This window comes from Brevundimonas sp. KH_058 (assembly GCF_057838505.1).
Map to the genome: position 1 here is coordinate 1,223,934 of NZ_CM174469.1, position 19,489 is coordinate 1,243,422.

A 19,489-nucleotide genomic window follows, 5' to 3' on the forward strand; every position below is an offset into this window, starting at 1 on the left:
GCCTATCTCACACCCATGCTCCCCACCCTGCGACAGCTCCAGTATCTCAAGCTCTTGGCCGAACACGGCAGCTTCTCGCGCGCCGCCGAGGCCGCCCACGTCAGCCAGCCCGCCCTCAGCGCCGGGGTGCAGGAGCTGGAGCGCATCCTGGGCGCGCCCGTGGTCGAACGGACGCGCGGCGCCGTCATCATGACCGCCGTCGGGGTCGAGGCCGTGCGCCGGGCCGAGGACGTTTTGGCCCGCACCGAGGATCTGGTCGAGGCGGCCAAGAACGCCGGCCGCCTGTTGTCGGGCCGGTTCCGGCTGGGCGTCATCCCGACCGTCGCCCCCTTCCTGCTGCCGGCCAAGCTGCCGTCGCTGAAGGCCGCCTATCCCAGCCTGAAACTGTTCATCCGCGAGGACCTGACGCCCCGCCTGATCGCCGCCCTGAAGGCGGGCCAGATCGACGCCGCCGTTATCGCCCTGCCCTATGACGCGCCCGGCATCGCCCACGCCCGCATCGGCGACGACGAGATCATGGCCGCCGCCCCCCACGACCATGCCCTGGCCGCGCCAGGGCCCATCCGCCCCGGCTCGCTGCGGGCCGAGGACCTGATCCTGCTGGAAGACGGCCATTGCCTGCGCGACCATGCCCTGGCGGCCCTGGACATCGAGGCGCCGCGCGGCGACGACGTCTTCGCCGCCACCAGCCTGCACACCCTGGTCCAGATGGTCGGGTCGGGCCTGGGGGTCTCCTTCCTGCCGAAGATGGCGGTGCAGGCGGGCCTCGCCGACAACCCCTCCGTCGCCATCCGCGCCTTCGAGAACCAGGCCGACGGCGCCCCGCCCCACCGCGAGATCGTTGTCGCCTGGCGCGCAGGCTCCAGCCGCGCCGCCGAGGCCCGGCTGCTGGCCGAAGCGCTAAAACTAGACTGAAACGCGACCGACCCTGTTGACGTGAACGCCGAACAGGCCGCTTGGAGGCGAATGGCAACCGAAACCGTCTATATCGTCCAGGCCTATGTCCAGGGCCGGGGCAAGGCCCTCCGCGCCGAACAGCAGGTGGGCTGCAAGGATGCCGAGGAGGCGCGTCGCAAGGCCGAACGTCTGGCCCCCTTGCGCCTGGGCGTCGTCGCCTTCGCCGTCTCCGCCGACACCGAAATGGGCGACTACGACGAGGAGCCGACCATCATCTTCAAGTCCGGTCAGCTGCCGCCGCCGTTCAGCGACGCGGACTGAGAGATCTTGCGTCGGGGCGAGGGCAACCGCCCCGCCCAGCAGGCGTTCGTTTCCTTAGACAACGGATCGGCGCCGCCCCGGGCGTCCGACCGAAGCTTCAGGACGCCGCATGGCCTATCGCACCCTCAATCCCTTCACCGAACAGACGCTTCAGGAATACCCCGAACACTCGGACGACGCCGTCGAGGCCGCCCTGGCCAAGGCCGACGCCGTCTTCCGCGCCGACTGGTCGCAGGGCGAAATCCAGCCACGCTTGGCCGTGCTCGAAGCCCTGTCGAAACTGCTGACCGAGAACCGCGACAGCCTGGCCCGCACCATCGCCGAGGAGATGGGCAAGCCCCTGGCCCAGGGGCAGGGCGAGATCGACCTGTGCGCCGGCATCGCCGCCTACTATGCCGAGAAGGCCGCCGACTTCCTGAAGCCCCAGAAGATCGACAGCGAGTTGGGCGAGGCCTGGGTCGAGTTCCATCCCGTCGGCGTGCTTCTGGCGGTCGAGCCGTGGAACTTTCCCATCTATCAGCTGATCCGAGTCGTCGCCCCCGCCATCGCGGTCGGCAATCCGGTGCTCTACAAACACGCTGGCATCGTGCCGCGCTGCGCCGCCCGTTTCGCCGAACTGGTGCGTGAAGCCGGCGCGCCGGAAGGCTGCGTCGCCAACCTCTACATCTCCTCGGACAAGGTCGCCGAACTGATCGGCGACGACCGCATCCAGGGCGTGGCCCTGACCGGGTCGGAGGGCGCCGGCGCCAAGGTCTCGGCCCGCGCATCGGAAATGCTGAAGAAGTCCACGCTGGAACTGGGCGGCAGCGACGTCTTCGTGGTGCTGGACGACGCCGACATCGAAAAGGCCATCGCGGCGGGCGTCGAGGGGCGGCTGTCCAACGCAGGACAGGTCTGCACCGGCTCCAAACGTTTCATCGTGCAGAAGTCCGTCGCCGACGCCTTCACCACCGGCTTCGTCGAGGGCATGAAGAGCGCCGTCATGGGCGACCCGCTGGACGAGGCCACCGTGCTGGGTCCGCTGTCGTCCGAGGACGCGCTGAAGACCCTGAACAAACAGGTGGACGAGGCGGTTCAGCACGGCGCAAAGGCCGTGATCGGCGGCAAGCCCGCAGACCGCACCGGCTTCTTCTACGAACCCACCGTCCTGACCGACGTCGCCCGCGACAACCCGGCCTTCTACGAAGAATTCTTCGGCCCCGTGGCCCAGGTCTTCGTGGTCGAGGACGACGACGCGGTCGTGGCCCTGGCCAACGATTCCCGCTTCGGCCTGGGCGGTTCGATCTTCTCGGGCGACACAGCGCGCGCCCGCAAGCTGGCGTCACGGATCGAGACCGGCATGGTCTTCATCAACACCACCACGACCTCCATGCCTGAACTGCCGTTCGGCGGCGTCAAGCGCTCGGGCTTCGGCCGTGAGCTGGGCGATGTCGGCATCAAGGAGTTCGTCAACCGCAAGCTGGTGGTCGTCAGCGCCGGCTGACCCACCGTCTTCGGACAAGCAAAAGGGCCGGCGGATCGCTCCGCCGGCCCTTCCTTCATCTCGGCGAACCGCTGCCTATTCGGCGGCGATCGGCGCTTCGGTTTCCGGGCCGCGCGCCAGGTTGCGCAGCACATAGGGCATGACGCCGCCGGCCAGCAGATAGTCCAGCTCGGTCTGGTTATCGATGCGGCAGCGCACGGGGAAGCGGGCCATCTTGCCGTCCGAGGGGCGGAACAGCTCGACCCACAGGTCCTGGCGAGGCTTCAGCTTGCCGATATTGGCGTCGGTCAGGCCCCGGATCGTGACGATCTCTTCGCCCGTCAGGCCCAGCTTCAGCCAGCCGTCCTGCTTGAACTGCAGCGGCACGACGCCCATGCCGACCAGGTTCGAACGGTGGATGCGCTCGAAGCTTTCGGCGATGACGGCGCGAACGCCCAGCAGACGCGTGCCCTTGGCCGCCCAGTCGCGCGACGAGCCGGTGCCGTATTCCTTGCCGGCGAAGACGACCAGCGGCCGGCCTTCCGACTGATACCGCATGGCGGCGTCATAGATCGACATGGTGTCGTTCGACGGGAAGTGTTTGGTCACGCCGCCTTCGATCTCGGGCGTGATGCGGTTCTTGATGCGGATGTTGGCGAAAGTGCCGCGCATCATGACTTCATGGTTGCCGCGACGGGCGCCGTAGCTGTTGAACTCGGCCGCCTCGACGCCGTGGTTGGTCAGATAGACGCCGGCGGGCGAAGTCTTCTTGATCGAACCGGCGGGGCTGATGTGGTCGGTGGTGATCGAGTCGCCGAAGATCGCCAGGACGCGCGCTTCCACGATGTCCGTGACCGGGGTCAGGTCCATCGACAGGCCTTCGAAATAGGGCGGGTTGGCGACATATGTCGAGCTGTCGTCCCACTCATAGGTCTGACCGCCGGTGACCTTGATGGCCTGCCAGTGCTTGTCGCCCTTGAACACGTCCTTGTAGCGTTTGGCGAACATGGCGGGGGTGACCGACTTCTTCTGGATGTCGGCGATTTCCTGGCTGGTCGGCCAGACGTCCTTCAGGAAGACGTCATTGCCCTTCTTGTCCTGGCCGATCGGATCCTTGGTGATGTCGATCCGCATCGAGCCGGCGATGGCGTAGGCCACGACCAGCGGCGGCGAGGCCAGATAGTTGGCCTGGACGTCGGGGTTCACGCGGCCTTCGAAGTTGCGGTTGCCCGACAGGACCGAGGTCGCGACCAGGGCGTTGTCATTGATCGCCTTGGAGATCGCCGGGTCCAACGGACCCGAGTTGCCGATGCAGGTGGTGCAGCCATAGCCGACCAGGTTGAAGCCCAGGGCGTCCAGATCCTTTTGCAGGCCGGCGTCGGTCAGATAGTCGGTGACGACCTGAGAGCCCGGAGCCAACGAGGTCTTGACCCATGGCTTGGCCTTCAGGCCGAGCGCATTGGCCTTGCGCGCCACCAGACCGGCGGCGATCAGGACCGACGGGTTGGAGGTGTTGGTGCATGAGGTGATGGCCGCGATGACCACGTCGCCGTCGCCGACGGTGAACTTCTGGCCGTCGACGGACACGCGCTCGGCGTCGGTCGGGCGGCTGAAGACTTCGGCCAGGGCGGTTTCGAAGGCCGGGGCGGCGGTGGTCAGTTCGACGCGGTCCTGAGGACGCTTCGGACCGGCCAGCGACGGCACGACGGTCGAGATGTCCAGTTCCAGCACGTCGGTGAAGACGGGGTCTTCGCTCGTCTCGTCAATCCACAGGCCTTGGGCCTTGGCGTAGGCTTCGACCAGGGCGACGCGCGCCTTGTCTCGGCCCGTGGCGGTCAGATAGCCGATGGTGGCGGCCGAGACGGGGAAGAAGCCGCAGGTGGCGCCGTATTCCGGGGCCATGTTGGCGATGGTCGCCTGGTCTTCGATCGTCATGTTCGGCAGGGCGTCGCCGAAGAATTCGACGAACTTGCCGACCACGCCCTTCTTGCGCAGCATCTGGGTAACGGTCAGCACCAGGTCGGTCGCCGTCGTGCCTTCCGGCATGGCGCCGGTCAGCTTGAAGCCGATGACTTCGGGGATCAGCATCGGGATCGGCTGGCCCAGCATGGCCGCCTCGGCCTCGATGCCGCCGACGCCCCAGCCCAGGACGGCCAGGCCGTTGATCATGGTGGTGTGGCTGTCGGTGCCGACGACGGTGTCGGGATAGGCGACGGTCTTCTTGCCTTCGTCGATGGTCCAGACGGTCTGGGCCAGGTTCTCCAGGTTCACCTGGTGGCAGATGCCGGTGCCGGGGGGCACGACGCGGAAGTTGTTGAAGGCCGACGACCCCCAGCGCAGGAAGTTGTAGCGCTCGATGTTGCGCTCGTATTCGCGCTCGACGTTCTGGCCAAAGGCCTTGGCCGTGCCGAAGTTGTCGACCATGACCGAGTGGTCGATGACCAGATCGACCGGCACCAGCGGGTTGATCTTGGCGGCGTCGGCGCCCAGGGCGCTCATGGCGTCGCGCATGGCGGCCAGATCGACCACGGCGGGAACGCCGGTGAAGTCCTGCATCAGCACTCGGGCCGGACGGAAGGCGATCTCGTGCTCGACCGAGCCCTTGTTCTCGACCCAGGCGGCGACGGCCTTCAGGTCGGCTTCGGTGACGGACACACCGTCCTCGTTGCGCAGCAGGTTCTCCAGCAGCACCTTCATCGAGCGCGGCAGGCGGGAAATCCCGGTCAGACCGGCTTCCTCGGCGGCGGGAAGGCTGTAATAGGCATATTTCTTACGCCCGACGGAAAGGTCCTGGCGGGTCTTGAAGCTGTCGTTCGACGGCATGGAGTCTTCCTCTGGTCAGCGCCGCCCGACAATCCGGTTGCGCCTTCGCGCGACAGACGCAGCGGCTCACAGGGCCCCTGCGCGCGCGGCGAAAGCCTGCTGCGGCGACCGTGCCTATAGCTCCACGGGACCCGACCGTCCATGTGTCCACACCCTCGACAGGGACATTGAGAAGGGTTCGCAGATTCTGCACCCCACTTCTCCCTCCCCGCTCCGGGGAGGGTGGTCGCGCAGCGACCGGGTGGGGGCGGCCCGGCAGGGACGCACGGTCTAATACAAGGTGGATCGGTAATGCGGCGCAACGCCGCCCCCACCCGACCTCGCTACGCTCGGCCACCCTCCCCGGCGCGGGGAGGGAGAATTACGCATGATCCACACCCTCACCCTCTCCGACCTGACCGTGTCACGCGGCGAGCGGCGGCTGTTCCACGGCCTCGACCTGACCCTGCGCGCCGGCGAGGTCCTGGCCCTGACGGGCGCGAACGGCGCGGGCAAGACCAGCCTGCTGCGCACCATCGCCGGCCTGCTGCGCCCCGACGCGGGAACCGTCGCCTTTCAGGACGGCGACGGCAATCCGCTGGACGAGCGGCAGGCGCGCGGCCGCGAGACCCACTTCCTGGGCCATCTGGACGGGCTGAAAGGCGGCCGAACGGCGCGCGAGGAGCTGGGCTTTCAGTGCGACTGGCTGGGACACACCCAATATGGCCTCGATCACGCCGTCGAGGCCTTCGGCCTCAAACCCCTGCTGGACCTGGAGGTGCGGCGTCTTTCGGCCGGCCAGCGCCGCCGTCTGGCCATGGGCCGGCTGGTCGGATCGCCGCGCGCCCTGTGGCTGCTGGACGAGCCCATGGCCCCACTCGACGCCCGCTGGCGCGAGGCCTTCGCCGAACAGATGCAGCGCCATTTGGTCAATGACGGCCTGATCGTCGCCGCGGTTCACGATCCCCTGCCCCTGCCGACCCGCGCTCTCGACCTGGGGGCGCTGACATGAGCCGCCGCGACGCCGATCAGGAACCGCGCCCGCCCGGCCTGCGCGGCGCCACCCGCGTCCTGCTGGAGCGCGAACTGGACCTGGCCTGGGGCGGGGGCGGGGGGCCGCTGCTGGCCTGCGGCTTTTTCGCCTGTCTGACCGCCATCCTGCCTTTGGCGGCCGGGGGCGATCCGCGCACGCTCGGCCCCGTCGCGGGCGGCGTCGCGTGGTTGGCCCTGGCGCTGGCGTCCCTGTTGTCGCTGGAGCGGCTGTTCGAGCGCGACCTGGAGGACGGCGGCCTGGACCTGCTGGCGCTCGGCCATCTGTCGCTGGAGCAAGTCGTTCTGATCAAGGCCCTGGCGCAGTGGATCGCCGTTGGTCTGCCGCTTGCCCTGACCGGCCCTGTCGCCGCCCTGGCCCTGGGCCTGCCTGTGTCGCTGACGCCTCTCGTCGCATTGACGGCCCTGATTGGCGGCGCAGGCTTCGCCTTCACCGGCGCGCTGGGCGCAGCGCTCGCACTGGGCGCAAAGCGCGGCGGCCTGCTGATCGCCGTGGTCGTCCTGCCGCTGTTCATCCCGCCCGTCGTCTTCGGCGCCGGGACGCTGGAGCGCGCCGGGTCGGGCCAGCCGGTCGGCCCGGCTCTGGCCCTGCTTTGCGCCTACGTCCTGTTCGCCGCCGTCATCGCCCCCTTCGCCGGAGCGGCCGCCGTTCGGAACGCGCAAGGGTGAGCTTGCCCGTCGCCCCTTCGCCGCGTAAGCGCTGAACCGATGTTCGGCCTGTCCAACCCGCAGCGCTTCATGGCCTTCACCGGCCCGTTGACGCCCGTTCTGTGGGGCCTCGCCGCCGTGCTGCTCGGCGTCGGCGCCTGGCTCGGCTTCTCCGTCCCGGCCGATTATCAGCAGGGCGACACGGTGCGGATCATGTTCGTCCATGTCCCCGCCGCCGTCTGGGGCCTGGGCGCCTATGCGGCGCTCGGCGTCTCCAGCTTCTTCGCGCTCGTCTTCCGACACGCCCTGGCCGACGCCGCCGCCCGCGCCGCCGCCCTGCCGGGCGCGGCCTTCACGGCGCTGGCCCTGTTCACCGGCTCGCTTTGGGGCCGGCCGATGTGGGGAACCTGGTGGGTGTGGGACGCGCGCCTGACCAGCGTGCTGGTGCTGTTCCTCTTCTACCTCGGCTATATGGCGTTGAGGGCCTCGATCGACGACGAGCAGAAGGCCGGGCGCGCCGCCGCCGTCCTGGGCCTTGTCGGCCTGATCAACCTGCCGATCGTCAAGTTCTCTGTCGACTGGTGGAACACCCTGCATCAGCCCGCCAGCTTCCTGACTCCCGGATCGTCGGGCCTGGACCCCGTCTATCTGCCGCCCTTCCTGACCATGCTGGCGGCCTATGGCGTGCTGTTCCTGGCCCTGTGGCTGACGGCCATCCGCACCGAGATCCGCCGCCGCCGCGTCATGACCCTGCGCGCCCGATCGGCTCAGGAGGCTTAAGCGATGCTCGACCTCGACATGACCCCCTACGCCGCCTTCGTCTGGCCCGCCTGGGGCGTCAGCGCCCTGGTCCTGACCGCCCTGACCGCCCGCGCGGTGATCGCTTCACGCAAATGGAAGCGCGAACTCGACCGCCTAGACATAGCCGCCGATGAGGCGGCTCGCCCTCAAGTAGCGCGAAGCGCGATAGGGCAACAAAAATGAACCGCTGGCTGGCCATCCTCCCGCTGGTCGTCCTTGCGGCGCTGGCGGCCCTGTTCGTCGGCTGGTCGCTGAAGCGCGATCCGGCCTTCAAGCCCGATGCCCTGGTCGGCCAGACAATCCCCGAGACCGTCCTGCCCCTGTTGTCGGGCGATCAGGCGGGGCCGGGCAATCTGGACCTGAAAACCGCCGGCGTCGGTCGACCCATGCTGGTCAACGTCTTCGCCTCCTGGTGCGCGCCGTGCCGGATCGAACATCCCAAACTGCTGGCGCTGAAGGCGCGCGGCATCGCCGTCGTCGGCATCGCCTACAAGGACGAGCCGGTCGCCACGCGCGCCTTCCTGGACGAGCTGGGCGACCCCTATTCCATGGTGCTGGTGGACCGCGAGGGTCGGGCGGGCCTCGACCTCGGCATCTCCGGCGTGCCCGAGACCTTCGCCGTCGACGCCATGGGCCGCATCACCGCCAAACAGTCCGGCCCCCTGCTGGACGACGCCGATATCGACCGACTGGTCGCCTCCATGCAGGCCCCGCCGCGCCCGGCGCCCCGCCCCAAGTAACCGCCGCTACAGGCCGTTAACCCTTTTTCGAGGGTTTCCATTAACCATACCGGCATGAGCGCGATTCGCACCGGCCTGCCGCTGAACCTGCCCGCCCCGGGTCTCGACCTGCCGAGCGCCCGCAACGCCCAGGCGGCCTTCTTCCGCGCCGCGATGGATCAGGCTGCGGCGCCAAAGGCCCCCGCGCCCGCCGCCGCCGTCATGTCCACGATCCGCACGGCCAATCCCGCGCGGCCGGTCGAGGCGCCGGCGGCCCCGCCTCAGCGCGAGGAGCCCCGCATCATGCGCCCCGGCTCCTACCTCGACATCCGGGTCTGACGCTCAGTCCAGCGGCGTCGCGCCCAACAGCGTCCGACAAGCCTCGGCTTCCGCCGCCAGCGCCGCCCGCTTCGCCTCGCCGAACCCGTCCAGGGTCTTGTAGGGCATGGCGAGGCGCACATTGTCCCTCAGCCGGTGGCGGTTGCGCTCCAGAAAGCCCCAGTACAGCCGGTTGAACGGGCAGGCCGCGTCGCCGCTCTTGCTCTTCACGTCATAGCGACAGGCCCCGCAGTAGTCGCTCATGCGGTCGATATAGGCCCCCGACGCCGCATAGGGTTTGGACCCCACGATGCCTCCGTCCGCGAACAGGGCCATGCCGCGCGTATTGGGCATCTCGACCCATTCATAGGCGTCGGCGTAGACGCACATATACCAGTCGTCGACCGCGTCGGGATGCACCCCCAGCAGCAGGGCCAGATTGCCCGTCACCATCAGCCGCTGGATGTGATGGGCGTAGGCGTTGTCGCGCGTCGTCTTCACCACATCGGCGACGCAGGCCATGTCGGTCTCGCCGGACCAGTAAAACTAGGGCAGTTTGCGGTCCGCATCCAGGAAGTTGCGCGCCCGATATTCCGGCGCCTTCAGCCAATAGATGCCCCGCACGAACTCGCGCCACCCCAGGATCTGGCGCACAAACCCCTCGACGGCGTTCAGCGGCGCCTTGCCCGCGCGATAAACCGCCTCGGCCCGACGACAGACGCCCAGCGGATCCAGCAGGCCCAGGTTGATCGAGGTCGAGATCAGCCCGTGCCACATCCACGGCTGATTCTCCGCCATCGCGTCCTGCCAGTCCCCGAACGACGGCAGGACATCGCTCAGGAAGTGCGCCAGCGTCGTTTCCGCCTCGTCCGCCGTCGTCGCCCAGCCGAACCCGTCCAGCGATCCGAAATGCTCGGGAAACAGCCGCTCCACATCCGCCATGGCCTCCCGCGCCATGGCGTTGGGCGGGATGCGCAGCCGACCCGGCGGCGTCACGCCCTTCGCCAGCTTCTTGCGGTTCTCCGCGTCATAGTTCCAGCGCCCGCCCTCCGGCTGGGCGCCGTCCATCAGGATGCCCGTCTCGCGCCGCATCTCGCGATAGAAGAACTCCATCCTCAACTGAGACTTGCCCGAGGCCCAGCGCCGAAAGCGGTCGTGCGAGCCGATGAAGCGGCGGTCCTCGCGGACCTCGACCGGCAACCCTGCCCCTTCGGCGAAGGCCGCCAGATGCTCGGCCAGCCGCCATTCGCCGCATTCGGTCAGAACCGCCGCCTCATAGGCGCCGTCGTCCAGGGCGCGCGCCAGTTCGCCGGTGATCGAGCCGCTGTTGTCGGGATCGTCGATCCGCACATAGCGCACCCGCACGCCCCGCGCCGTCAGCCGCGCGGCATGGTTCCGCATGGCGGCGAACACCAGGGCCAGCTTCTGCTTGTGATGCCGGACGTAGGTCGCCTCGTCCCGCACCTCGGCCATCAGGACCGTGTCGGCTCCATGGTCCAACCCCTCCAGCGCCGACAGGTCGTCGGACAGCTGATCGCCCAGCACCAGTCTCAGAACCGCCAACCGTCGTCTCCGCACATCGCCATCGTCGCAGATCGTGGCCCTGAAACGCAAAAACGGGCCTGACCGACTGGTCAGACCCGTTTTTATTGCATCTCGACTTGGAGCGGGCGAAGAGATTCGAACTCTCGACCCCAACCTTGGCAAGGTTGTGCTCTACCACTGAGCTACGCCCGCACTCCGTAGGAGCTAGGTGCGCTCCCCGTCGAGGAGGGGGCGTATAGCGGAGGGTTGCGGCAGGCCGCAACCCCTTTTTTAGGGGCTACCGCACTTCGTGCTGCTTGAGCCCCGAAAACTCCCGAACGGCCGCCGCCAGAGCGCCTTCGCGCTCAAGCAGCGAGCGACCGCGTCGCGAGCGTAGCGCCCTTCCGCGCGTCAGCGCGGCGCCAAGCGAATAGCCCCGTCCAGGCGGATGCATTCGCCGTTGATATAGACGTTGCGCGCCAGTTCCAGCACCAGGGACGCATAGTCGGCCGGCGTGCCCAGGCGGCTGGGGAAGGGGATGGCGGCGGCCAGGGCGTCTTGGATTTTCTGGTCCATGCCGGCCATCATCGGCGTCCACATGATGCCGGGCAGGATGGTGTTGCAGCGCACCCCTTCCTGCGCCAGATCGCGCGCCACCGGCAAGGTCATGGCGTAGACGCCGCCCTTGGACGCCGAATAGGCCGCCTGGCCGATCTGGCCGTCCTGGGCCGCCACAGACGCCGTATTGACGATCAGGCCGCGCTCGCCGTCCGCCATCGGCTCCAGCATGATCATGCCGGCCGCCGATTGTGACAGGACGCGGAAGGTGCCGAACAGATTGACGCGGACGGTGCGTTCGAACGCCGCCATGTCGTGGGCGCGGATCTCGCCGGTGTCCTTCTTGCGCGACACGGTCTTCTGGCCCGTGGCGATGCCGGCGCAGTTGACGGTCAGACGCTCCTGGCCGTGCGCGGCGCGGGCCTTTTCGAAGGCGGCCGCGACCGAGGCGTCGTCGGTCACGTCCACCTGGCAGAAGACGCCGCCGATTTCCCTGGCGATCTCCTCGCCGCGCTCGGCGTTCAGGTCGAACAGGGCGACCCGTGCGCCCGTCGCGGCGATGGCGCGCGCGGTGCCCTCGCCCAGGCCCGAGGCGCCCCCGGTGACCACGGCTGCGATGGTGTTGTCGAGTTTCATCCTGGTCGTTCCTATGTATTGTTTGAACCTGAGTTTCGTTTGAGGATTTAGCGGCCATGACCGCCAAAGCCAAACCCGCCGATCCATCCGACGCCCTGGACCCCAAAAAGGCGCTCGTCCCTTCCGTCGTGAAGGTCAATGAGGCGCGCGTGACACGTGGCTTCTGGCCCAAGATCACCCGCACGGCCGCCCGCATCCCCTTCGCTGACCAGGCCCTGGCCGCCTGGTACGCCGCGCGCGATCCGCAGACGCCGATGGCGGCCAAGGGCATGATCTTCGCCGGCCTGGCCTATTTCGTCCTGCCCGTGGATGCCATTCCCGACATCTTCGCGGGCATTGGCTACACCGACGACGCCGCCGTGATCACGGCGGTGCTGGCCATGGTCGGCGCCAACATCAAACGCCGCCACCGCGACAAGGCCGAGGACGCGGTGCAGCGGCTGAAGTCGAAGTAACATTTTCCGTCATCCTCGCCCTTGTGGCGAGGATCCAGACTCCCGGTGCGTCCGCAGGGTGCGCCGCCGTCGAACACCGGGAGTCTGGATCCCAGGGACAAGCCCTGGGATGACGAAACGAGAAAGGGCGCCCCGCCCTCAGCTCTCCACCGTCACCACGATCTTGCCCAGGGCCTGCCGGTCGCCCAGCGCCTTGATCGCCTCGCCGGCCTTTTCCAGCGGGAAGGTCTTGGACACGCGCGGCTTGATCTTGCCGTCGGCGTACATCTGCATCAACTCGGCCATGTTGGCGGCGTGGCCCTTGGGATCGCGCGCAACGGCCGCACCCCAGAAGACGCCGATCACCGACACCGACTTCAACAGCGTCAGGTTCAGCGGCAGGGCCGGAATCCCCGCCGGGAAGCCCACCACCAGATAACGCCCGTTCCAGTCCATGGCCCGCAGCGCCGGATCGGCATAATCGCCGCCCACCGCGTCATAGACCACGTCGGCGCCGTCGCGGCCGGTGGCCAGCTTGAACTCGCCCGAAAGTTCCTTTTGCGCCGCCCTGTCCATCGGCCCGGATGGATAGATCAGGCCGTTGTCGGCCCCCAGATCGAGGGCGAACTGAACCTTGTCGTTGGTCGAGGCGGCGGCGACCACGCGCGCGCCCATGGCCTTGCCCAGTTCGACGGCGGCGGCGCCCACGCCCCCGGCCGCGCCCAGCACCAACAGGGTCTCGCCGGCCTTCAGCTGCGCCCGGTCCTTCAGCGCATAATAGCTGGTGCCATAGGTCATGATCAGGGCCGCCGCCTCCTCGAAGCTCATGGCCTCGGGAATCGGGATGACCGTCTCGGCCCGCACCGCCAGCCGTTCGACCAGCCCACCCCAGCCCGGCACGGCGATGACGCGGTCGCCCTTGCGCACGCCCTTGACGCCCTCGCCCACCGCCTCGACCACGCCCGCGACCTCGGCGCCGGGCGAGAAGGGCCGTTCGGGCCTGAACTGATATTTGTCCTCGATGATCAGCGTGTCGGGATAGTTGATCCCCACCGCCTTGACCTCGATCACCACCTCGCCCGCCTTGGGCGTGGGATCGAGCACGTCTTCCACCACCAGGGTTTCGGGACCGCCAGGCGCTTTCGAAAGAACAGCACGCATCAAGATTTCCTTTCTTGGCCTACCGCGCTTCGCGCTGCTTGAGGCCGTTTTCCCTGGACCGACATGGCGCGGCCTTCATCGCGACGCTAAAGAGCGCCACGCCCGTTTGAAAGAGGCGACCGAAACAAGGCTCAGGAAGACGACATGACCGCCCTCATCCTCCACGGCGGCGCCGGCGCCCGGCGCGAACGCAACTATGACGCCGAGATCGTGCATATGCGCCAGGTGGTCGAGGCCATGAAGGTCCGGCTGGACGCGGGCGACAGCGCCCTGGAGGTCGCCACGGCCGCCGTCGTCATGCTGGAAGATTCCGGCCTCTATGTCGCCGGCAAGGGCGCCTCGCCCAATCTGGCCGGCGCCTATGAACTGGACGCCAGCATCATGGACGGCTCGACGAAACGCGCCGGCGCCGTCGCCGCCCTGCAGGGCTTCCGCAACCCGGTCGTCGCCGCTCGCGCCGTGATGGACCGCACGCCCCACGTCATGCTGGTGGGCGAGGGCGCGGCCCTGTTCGCCCACGACCAGGGGCTGGAGCCCATCGCCGACGAGGCCGCCTGGTTCACCGGCGCCGGCCAGGGCGAGGACAACCATCCGCCCGGAACCCTCAGCCACGGCACCGTCGGCGTCTGCGTTCTGGACAGCCAGGGCCGCCTCGCCGCCGCCACCTCGACCGCAGGCGTCTTCGGCAAGATGCCGGGCCGCGTGGGCGACACCCCCATCCCCGCCGCCGGAACCTGGGCCGACGGACACGCCGCGACCTCCTGCACCGGCCAGGGCGAATACTTCATCCGCGTCGCCGCCGCCGCCCAGGTCGCCTGGCGCGTCGCCGCCGGCCAGACCCTGGCCGAGGCGACCCAGGCCGTGATCGACGAGATCGGCTCCATGGGCGGAGACGGCGGAATGATCGCCCTGGACGCCGCCGGAAACATCGCCGCCCCCTTCAATAGCCAGGGCATGAAACACGCCTGGCTGACCCCCGCCGGCGACATCGGCGTCGAGGTCTTCCGCGACTAAGTGGGGGCGGCTGAGTTGGACGAGGCGACCCCTCAGCTCCGTTTAGACAGTGGTTCATCACAGCGGTCACGACGAGGTCACGACGACACGACGAAGCCGTACCGGTTCGGAACGTCTCGATGGCCTGCGGCGGCGAAGCGGAAGATCAATCCGCCGCCCGAACATGGAACTCAGAACCGACGCGCGTTCGGTCCCGTCGTGTTCTCCGTGACTTCGTTGTGCCCGTTGTGATGAACATCTTTCAGGCTCGCATCGACCAAGGCGACGATTGCTCTAGGTCCGGGCGGCCATCACGTCGGAGATCGTGGTCAGCAGCACCTTCAGGTCGATGGGCTTGCTGACCACCGCATCCATGCCCGCCGCCAGATAGGTCTCGACCTGCTCCACCATCGCATTGGCGGTCAGGGCGATGATCGGCGTGCGGGGCAGCCTCTCGTCGGCTTCGCGCTGGCGGATGGTTCGCGTCGCGGTCGGCCCGTCCATGTTCGGCATCTGCACATCCATCAGGATCAGGTCCCAGGCGCGTCCTTGCGTCGCCTCGACCGCCTGAGTGCCGTCCTCGACGATCTCGACCTCGATCCCGACCTGGCCCAGCAGGCCGCGGATCACCTGCTGATTGACCGGATGGTCCTCGGCGACCAGCACCCGCAGCGCCGTCTCCGGCTTGGCGTCCGGCGCATCCTCGCCAGCCTTCACAGGCTGCGCCGGCTTCAGCGGCAGGGTGACGACGAAGGTCGCCCCTTCGCCCGCCTCGCTTTCGACCTCGATCCGACCGGCCATCAGGTCCACCAGCGTCGCCACGATCGACAGCCCCAGCCCCGCCCCGTCGCGCCGGTCGACGGCCGCCGCCTCGATCTGGGCGAAGCGCGTGAACAGCTGCCCGATCTGATCGGCCGGTATGCCCCGCCCGGTGTCCGAAACCCGCAACACCACCCCGTCGTCCGTGCGCGCCACGTCCAGCGCCACCTGGCCCTCGGCCGTGAACTTGATGGCGTTGGACAGCAGGTTGAACAGGATCTGGCGCAGCCGCACCGGATCGGCGCTGACCCAGCCCAGGCCCGTCGACCGCACGTGAAACGCCAGTCCCTTGCTGTCCGCCAGCGGCCTCAGCGTCTCGCTCACCTCATGGATCAGGGCGTCGGCGTCGATGGCCTGAGGCACGATCTCCAGCCGGCCCTCCTCGATCCGCGACAGGTCAAGGATCTGGTTGATCAGGTCCAGCAGAGTATGGGCCGACCGGTCCAGGATCTCCAAACGCCCCTTCTGCCGATCCTCCAGCACATCGCCGGCCATGATCTGCGCCATGCCGATGACGCCGTTCAGGGGGGTGCGGATCTCGTGGCTCATATTGGCCAGAAAACGCGACTTGGCGGCGTTGGCCTCGTCCGCCTCAGCCCGCGCGCCCTGGGCGGCGTCCCGGTCCCCCACGGCCGCCGCGTGCGCCGCCTGGACTTCGATCAACAGGGCCTTGTTGCGTTGGTCGGCGGCGAACAGGTCGCACCACAGGGCATGGGTCGCCCGTGAGATGATCACCAGAATGGCCGCCAGCATCACGAAGGCCGCCCCGACCGCCAACCCGTGCGGCCCAGTCAGCGACGGATAGATCACCACCAGCACGGTCGCGCAGATCGGCGCCGCCGCCAGCGCCAGCAGCCTGGGCGCCGCGCTGAACTGGACGAAGGCCACCCCGATCGACCAGACCTGGATCAGCACCACCACCAGCATCACGTCGGGGCAGGGGTTCATCAGCCAGGCGACCAACGGCCCCGACACACCCAGGCCGAAGCGCACCGCCACGATGCTCATCAGCACGAACGGCCAGCCGGACGCCGGCGCCGCCTCGTTCTGATAGCGCCTGACCCGCCGCTGCGCCCAGGCGTCGAACGCCATGCCGACGACGGCGAACCCCAGCCCCAGCCACGGCTGGCCCAAGGCCGCCAGGATCACCCCGGCCGCCGCCCAACTGCCGTACAGAACGACAGGCGAGGTAACCATATTTTCGAGGACGAAGGTCCAGACCGCGATCTTTTCGTCTGAGACAGAAGTCGCTTTCGCTCGTCTCGGCACACAACCTCGGCTTGGGTGGTCGCTGGGATGCGACTTTTCGGCAATAGATCGCCGTCGGGAACTTGTCCATCAACGACCTGACCGAGGATCCGGTTCATTACATCTCGGTAAGGTGCAAGTCGGCAAATCACTGATACGGTCTGCGCGCCCGGCGTTCCGGGCTTCGGAGCCCCTCATGAAATTCCGCCTGACCGCAACTCTCAAAGTCGGGGCAGCCGCCTCGGCCCTGATGCTGGGCCTCGCCGCCCCCGCCTTTGCAGAGGGCGCCGCCCCTGCCGCCGTCGTTCAGGCGCCCCAGGGCGTGACCGTGCCCCCGCTGGGCTTCGCCAGGCGCGTCCTGCCGAACGGACTTGAGGTCTATACGGCGCGCGACGCCGACACCTCCAACGTCACGGTGCAGGTCTGGTACAAGGTCGGCTCCAAGGACGATCCGGCGGGCCGTTCGGGCTTCGCCCACCTGTTCGAACACCTGATGTTCAAATCGACGAAGAACCTGCCGCCCGAGACCTTCGACCGGCTGACCGAGGACGTGGGCGGTTCCAACAACGCCTTCACCGCCGACGACACCACCGCCTATTTCGAGACCGTGCCCGCCAACCATCTGGAGCGGATGCTGTTCGCCGAGGCCGACCGCATGGGCTCGCTGGTCCTGGACGAGCCGACCTTCGTCGCCGAGCGCGACGTGGTGAAGGAAGAATATCGCCAGCGCATCCTGGCCAATCCCTATGGCCGCCTGTTCGGCCTGTTCGTGCCCGAGACCATCTACAAGGAAAGCCCCTATCGCCGCCCCGGCATCGGCTCGATCGAGGAGCTTGATTCCTCGTCGCTGGACGACGTGCGCCGCTTCCACGCCACCTATTACCGGCCCGACGCCGCCTATCTGATCGTGGCCGGCAACTTCGACCAGGCCCAGCTGGATCGCTGGATCGACCAGTATTTCGGCCCGCTGAAGAACCCGACCACGCCGGTTCCGACCAACAATGTCGTCGAGCCCGAGCCGACGGCGCCCCAGAACGTCACCTACTACGCGCCGAACGTGCCCCTGCCGGCCGCCGTTCTGGCCTGGCCGACCGTCAAATACGCCGACGCCGACCGCGCCGCTCTGACGGTGCTGGACGGCGTCCTGTCCTCCGGCGAATCGAGCCGCCTGTATCGCTCGCTGGTCTATGACAAGCAGATCGCGGCCCAGATCGGCTCGACCCCCGACTTCTCGCAACAGGCCGGCAACCTGTCGGCGCTCGCCATCATGGCCCAGGGCCATACGGCCGAGGAAGGCGTCGCCGCCCTGAACGCGGAAATCGCCAGGCTGCGCGACGCCCCCGTCACCGCCGACGAACTGTCCGAGGCCAAGAACGAACTGGTCGCGAGCGCCCTGCGCGGCCGCGAGACGATGGACGACCGCGCCACCGCCCTCGGTTTCGCCCTGATCAACACCGGCTCAGCCGCCGCCGCCGACGAAGAAGTCGCCCAGATCCAGGCCGTCACCGTCGCCGATATCCAGCGCGTGGCCCGCAAATATCTGACGCCTCAGCGCCAATCGACGATCACCTTCCTGGCCGCCGATGACGCCACCCCCGCCTCGGTCCAGAAGATGAACGTGGGCGCGCCCGTCACCGTCGCCGACCTGGCGCCGGCCGGCCCGCCCGCCGTCCTGTTGCCCGAGGCCGAGCGCACGCCCCTGCCCCAGCCGGGCGCCGAGGTCGCGCCCACGACCCCGACCGTCGCCGACTTCCGTCTGGATAACGGCCTGCGCGTCCTGGTCGCCCCGACCGACGGCGTGCCGCTGGTCTCGGCCCGCCTCAGCTTCGACGCCGGCTCGTCAAACGATCCGGCGGGCAAGGCCGGTATCGCCGCCATGACCGCCGCCCTGCTGACGCAAGGCACGAAAACGAAAACCGCCCCCGAAATCGCCACCCAGATCGAACAGCTGGGCGCCTCTGTCGGCGCCGCCGCCGGCGTGGACTTCTCCAACGTCTCCGCCAACGCCCCGTCCAACGCCTTCCCGGCGACGCTCGCCCTGATGGCCGACCTGGTGAAGAACCCCACCTTCGCCGCCGAAGAGCTTGAGCGTCAGCAGGCCCAGACCCTTGACGGTCTGCGCGTCGCCCTCAGCCAGCCGGCCGCCATCGCCGGCATGACCGTGGGCCGCGTCGTCTATGGCGACGCCCCCTATGGCGCGACGATCACGCAACAGACGGCGCCGGCCATCACCCCGGCCGACGTCGCCGCCTTCCACGCCGCCCGCTATCACCCGTCGGGTGCGACCCTGGTCTTCTCGGGCGACATCACCCCCGACGACGCCCGCGCCCTGGCGCAGCAGGCGTTCGGCGACTGGCGCCCCGCCGGCGCTGCGCCTGCCGCAACCGCCAATCCCGCCGGCCAGCCCCTGGCGCCCCGCATCGTCGTGGTGAACCAGCCCGGCGCAGGCCAGGCCGCCGTGGTCGCCGCCGTTCGCGGCGTCTCGCGCACCGACGCCGATTATTTCCCGCTGACGGTCGGCAATTCCTTGCTGGGCGGCGGTTTCTCGTCGCGTCTGAACCAGGAAATCCGCATCAGGCGCGGCCTGTCCTACGGCGCCTCGTCGTCGCTGGGCGTGCGGGCGGATGCGGGCCTCTTCACCGCCGCGACCCAGACCAAGAACGAGACCGCCGACGAGGTCGCCGACCTGATCCTGGCCGAGATCGCCAAACTGGGCGCCGAGACCCCGAGCCAGGCCGACCTGGCCCCGCGCCGCGCCACCCTGATCGGCGGCTTCGGCCGCTCGCTGGAGACGGTGGACGGCCTGGGGACGCTGGTCGCCAACCTGGCCCTCTATGATCTGCCGATGAGCGATCTCGCCGACTACGCCGGCCGGGTCCGCGCCGTGACGCCCGAACAGGTCCAGGCCGCCTTCGCCGAACACCTGCCGGTCAATCGCGCCAGCATGGTCATCGTCGGCGACGGCTCGCTGTTCCTCGACGCCCTGCGCGCCAAACACCCGAACCTCGAAGTCATCGAGGCCGGCGCCCTGAACCTGAACAACGGTTCGCTGAAGTAGGGGTAGGTACAACGCAAAACTCTCCCTCCCCCAGCGGGGG

Annotated in this window: 18 protein-coding genes and 1 tRNA gene; 12 read left to right on the plus strand and 7 right to left on the minus strand. The window is 68.5% G+C overall.

Annotated elements, in window-relative coordinates:
- Positions 1-15 precede the first annotated feature (15 nt).
- The 3 genes from AC3ISA_RS05845 (at position 16) to AC3ISA_RS05855 (ending at position 2,701) form a co-directional block, all read left to right on the plus strand.
- Positions 16-915, plus strand: a complete 900-nt coding sequence (locus tag AC3ISA_RS05845) for a hydrogen peroxide-inducible genes activator (protein WP_372693258.1) — start codon at positions 16-18, stop codon at positions 913-915.
- Between the two features lie 51 nt (positions 916-966).
- Positions 967-1,218 carry a hypothetical protein gene (locus AC3ISA_RS05850; protein WP_135194053.1) on the plus strand — a complete coding sequence of 84 codons (252 nt, stop codon included), beginning with the start codon at positions 967-969 and terminating at the stop codon, positions 1,216-1,218.
- A 109-nt stretch (positions 1,219-1,327) separates the two neighbouring features.
- Positions 1,328-2,701, plus strand: a complete 1,374-nt coding sequence (locus AC3ISA_RS05855; protein WP_489179713.1) for an NAD-dependent succinate-semialdehyde dehydrogenase — start codon at positions 1,328-1,330, stop codon at positions 2,699-2,701.
- A 75-nt stretch (positions 2,702-2,776) separates the two neighbouring features.
- Here the strand turns inward: AC3ISA_RS05855 and acnA are convergent, their stop codons facing one another.
- Positions 2,777-5,503: an aconitate hydratase AcnA gene (gene acnA, locus AC3ISA_RS05860; protein WP_489179714.1), complete on the minus strand. Its 2,727-nt coding sequence runs from the start codon at positions 5,501-5,503 to the stop codon at positions 2,777-2,779.
- A 367-nt stretch (positions 5,504-5,870) separates the two neighbouring features.
- Here acnA and ccmA point away from each other — a divergent pair, with 367 nt between their 5' ends.
- Genes ccmA through AC3ISA_RS05890 form a run of 6 tightly spaced genes read left to right on the plus strand, consistent with a single transcriptional unit; the run spans position 5,871 to position 9,039 of the window.
- Positions 5,871-6,494, plus strand: a complete 624-nt coding sequence (gene ccmA / locus AC3ISA_RS05865) for a heme ABC exporter ATP-binding protein CcmA (protein ID WP_489179715.1) — start codon at positions 5,871-5,873, stop codon at positions 6,492-6,494.
- A complete protein-coding gene (gene ccmB, locus AC3ISA_RS05870; RefSeq protein WP_489179716.1) occupies positions 6,491-7,201 on the plus strand; it encodes a heme exporter protein CcmB in 711 nt (236 codons plus the stop codon). Before ccmA ends, ccmB begins: the two co-directional genes overlap by 4 nt.
- A 39-nt stretch (positions 7,202-7,240) precedes the next feature.
- The gene (locus tag AC3ISA_RS05875; RefSeq protein ID WP_489179717.1) at positions 7,241-7,960 is read left to right on the plus strand and encodes a heme ABC transporter permease; all 720 of its coding nucleotides are present in this window, start codon (positions 7,241-7,243) and stop codon (positions 7,958-7,960) included.
- Between the two features lie 3 nt (positions 7,961-7,963).
- Positions 7,964-8,164, plus strand: coding sequence for a heme exporter protein CcmD (gene ccmD / locus AC3ISA_RS05880; protein ID WP_489179718.1), 201 nt, complete (start codon positions 7,964-7,966; stop codon positions 8,162-8,164).
- Positions 8,161-8,721 carry a DsbE family thiol:disulfide interchange protein gene (locus AC3ISA_RS05885; protein ID WP_489179719.1) on the plus strand — a complete coding sequence of 187 codons (561 nt, stop codon included), beginning with the start codon at positions 8,161-8,163 and terminating at the stop codon, positions 8,719-8,721. Before ccmD ends, AC3ISA_RS05885 begins: the two co-directional genes overlap by 4 nt.
- A gap of 54 nt (positions 8,722-8,775) precedes the next feature.
- The gene (locus tag AC3ISA_RS05890) at positions 8,776-9,039 is read left to right on the plus strand and encodes a hypothetical protein (RefSeq protein WP_489179720.1); all 264 of its coding nucleotides are present in this window, start codon (positions 8,776-8,778) and stop codon (positions 9,037-9,039) included.
- Between the two features lie 3 nt (positions 9,040-9,042).
- Here AC3ISA_RS05890 and AC3ISA_RS05895 read toward each other — a convergent pair whose 3' ends face one another.
- From AC3ISA_RS05895 to AC3ISA_RS05910, 4 genes are all read right to left on the minus strand, one after another.
- Positions 9,043-9,540: a hypothetical protein gene (locus tag AC3ISA_RS05895; protein ID WP_489179721.1), complete on the minus strand. Its 498-nt coding sequence runs from the start codon at positions 9,538-9,540 to the stop codon at positions 9,043-9,045.
- 24 nt (positions 9,541-9,564) lie between these two features.
- Positions 9,565-10,581 (minus strand): cryptochrome/photolyase family protein, encoded by a 1,017-nt coding sequence (locus AC3ISA_RS05900; protein ID WP_489179722.1) that lies wholly within the window; start codon positions 10,579-10,581, stop codon positions 9,565-9,567.
- Positions 10,582-10,680: 99 nt separating this feature from the next.
- Positions 10,681-10,755: transfer RNA gene (locus tag AC3ISA_RS05905), tRNA-Gly, on the minus strand.
- A gap of 198 nt (positions 10,756-10,953) precedes the next feature.
- On the minus strand, positions 10,954-11,736 hold the full coding sequence (locus AC3ISA_RS05910; protein ID WP_489179723.1) for an SDR family NAD(P)-dependent oxidoreductase: 783 nt from the start codon (positions 11,734-11,736) through the stop codon (positions 10,954-10,956).
- Positions 11,737-11,792: 56 nt separating this feature from the next.
- Between AC3ISA_RS05910 and AC3ISA_RS05915 the strand changes: the two genes are divergently transcribed.
- The gene (locus AC3ISA_RS05915; RefSeq protein WP_489179724.1) at positions 11,793-12,191 is read left to right on the plus strand and encodes a YkvA family protein; all 399 of its coding nucleotides are present in this window, start codon (positions 11,793-11,795) and stop codon (positions 12,189-12,191) included.
- Positions 12,192-12,329: 138 nt separating this feature from the next.
- Here the strand turns inward: AC3ISA_RS05915 and AC3ISA_RS05920 are convergent, their stop codons facing one another.
- On the minus strand, positions 12,330-13,331 hold the full coding sequence (locus AC3ISA_RS05920) for an NADPH:quinone oxidoreductase family protein (RefSeq protein WP_489179725.1): 1,002 nt from the start codon (positions 13,329-13,331) through the stop codon (positions 12,330-12,332).
- 144 nt (positions 13,332-13,475) lie between these two features.
- Between AC3ISA_RS05920 and AC3ISA_RS05925 the strand changes: the two genes are divergently transcribed.
- Complete coding sequence (locus AC3ISA_RS05925) at positions 13,476-14,345, plus strand: isoaspartyl peptidase/L-asparaginase family protein (RefSeq protein WP_489179726.1); 870 nt, start codon at positions 13,476-13,478, stop codon at positions 14,343-14,345.
- A 273-nt stretch (positions 14,346-14,618) separates the two neighbouring features.
- On the opposite strand, the gene AC3ISA_RS05930 is transcribed toward AC3ISA_RS05925, so the two are convergent.
- Positions 14,619-16,340 (minus strand): ATP-binding protein, encoded by a 1,722-nt coding sequence (locus AC3ISA_RS05930; protein WP_489179727.1) that lies wholly within the window; start codon positions 16,338-16,340, stop codon positions 14,619-14,621.
- 247 nt (positions 16,341-16,587) lie between these two features.
- Here AC3ISA_RS05930 and AC3ISA_RS05935 point away from each other — a divergent pair, with 247 nt between their 5' ends.
- On the plus strand, positions 16,588-19,449 hold the full coding sequence (locus AC3ISA_RS05935; protein ID WP_489179728.1) for a M16 family metallopeptidase: 2,862 nt from the start codon (positions 16,588-16,590) through the stop codon (positions 19,447-19,449).
- Positions 19,450-19,489: the final 40 nt, after the last annotated feature.

Excerpts from the sequence above, each read along its gene's own strand:
- ccmD (WP_489179718.1), top strand. The coding sequence starts at position 7,964 with ATGCTCGACCTCGACATGACCCCCTACGCCGCCTTCGTCTGGCCCGCC.
- AC3ISA_RS05920 (WP_489179725.1), bottom strand. The coding sequence starts at position 13,331 with ATGCGTGCTGTTCTTTCGAAAGCGCCTGGCGGTCCCGAAACCCTGGTG.
- AC3ISA_RS05855 (WP_489179713.1), top strand. The coding sequence starts at position 1,328 with ATGGCCTATCGCACCCTCAATCCCTTCACCGAACAGACGCTTCAGGAA.
- AC3ISA_RS05930 (WP_489179727.1), bottom strand. The coding sequence starts at position 16,340 with ATGGTTACCTCGCCTGTCGTTCTGTACGGCAGTTGGGCGGCGGCCGGG.
- AC3ISA_RS05895 (WP_489179721.1), bottom strand. The coding sequence starts at position 9,540 with ATGGCCTGCGTCGCCGATGTGGTGAAGACGACGCGCGACAACGCCTAC.
- AC3ISA_RS05935 (WP_489179728.1), top strand. The coding sequence starts at position 16,588 with ATGAAATTCCGCCTGACCGCAACTCTCAAAGTCGGGGCAGCCGCCTCG.
- ccmA (WP_489179715.1), top strand. The coding sequence starts at position 5,871 with ATGATCCACACCCTCACCCTCTCCGACCTGACCGTGTCACGCGGCGAG.
- AC3ISA_RS05915 (WP_489179724.1), top strand. The coding sequence starts at position 11,793 with ATGACCGCCAAAGCCAAACCCGCCGATCCATCCGACGCCCTGGACCCC.
- AC3ISA_RS05890 (WP_489179720.1), top strand. The coding sequence starts at position 8,776 with ATGAGCGCGATTCGCACCGGCCTGCCGCTGAACCTGCCCGCCCCGGGT.
- AC3ISA_RS05885 (WP_489179719.1), top strand. The coding sequence starts at position 8,161 with ATGAACCGCTGGCTGGCCATCCTCCCGCTGGTCGTCCTTGCGGCGCTG.
- AC3ISA_RS05910 (WP_489179723.1), bottom strand. The coding sequence starts at position 11,736 with ATGAAACTCGACAACACCATCGCAGCCGTGGTCACCGGGGGCGCCTCG.
- AC3ISA_RS05875 (WP_489179717.1), top strand. The coding sequence starts at position 7,241 with ATGTTCGGCCTGTCCAACCCGCAGCGCTTCATGGCCTTCACCGGCCCG.
- AC3ISA_RS05845 (WP_372693258.1), top strand. The coding sequence starts at position 16 with ATGCTCCCCACCCTGCGACAGCTCCAGTATCTCAAGCTCTTGGCCGAA.
- AC3ISA_RS05850 (WP_135194053.1), top strand. The coding sequence starts at position 967 with ATGGCAACCGAAACCGTCTATATCGTCCAGGCCTATGTCCAGGGCCGG.
- AC3ISA_RS05925 (WP_489179726.1), top strand. The coding sequence starts at position 13,476 with ATGACCGCCCTCATCCTCCACGGCGGCGCCGGCGCCCGGCGCGAACGC.
- ccmB (WP_489179716.1), top strand. The coding sequence starts at position 6,491 with ATGAGCCGCCGCGACGCCGATCAGGAACCGCGCCCGCCCGGCCTGCGC.
- acnA (WP_489179714.1), bottom strand. The coding sequence starts at position 5,503 with ATGCCGTCGAACGACAGCTTCAAGACCCGCCAGGACCTTTCCGTCGGG.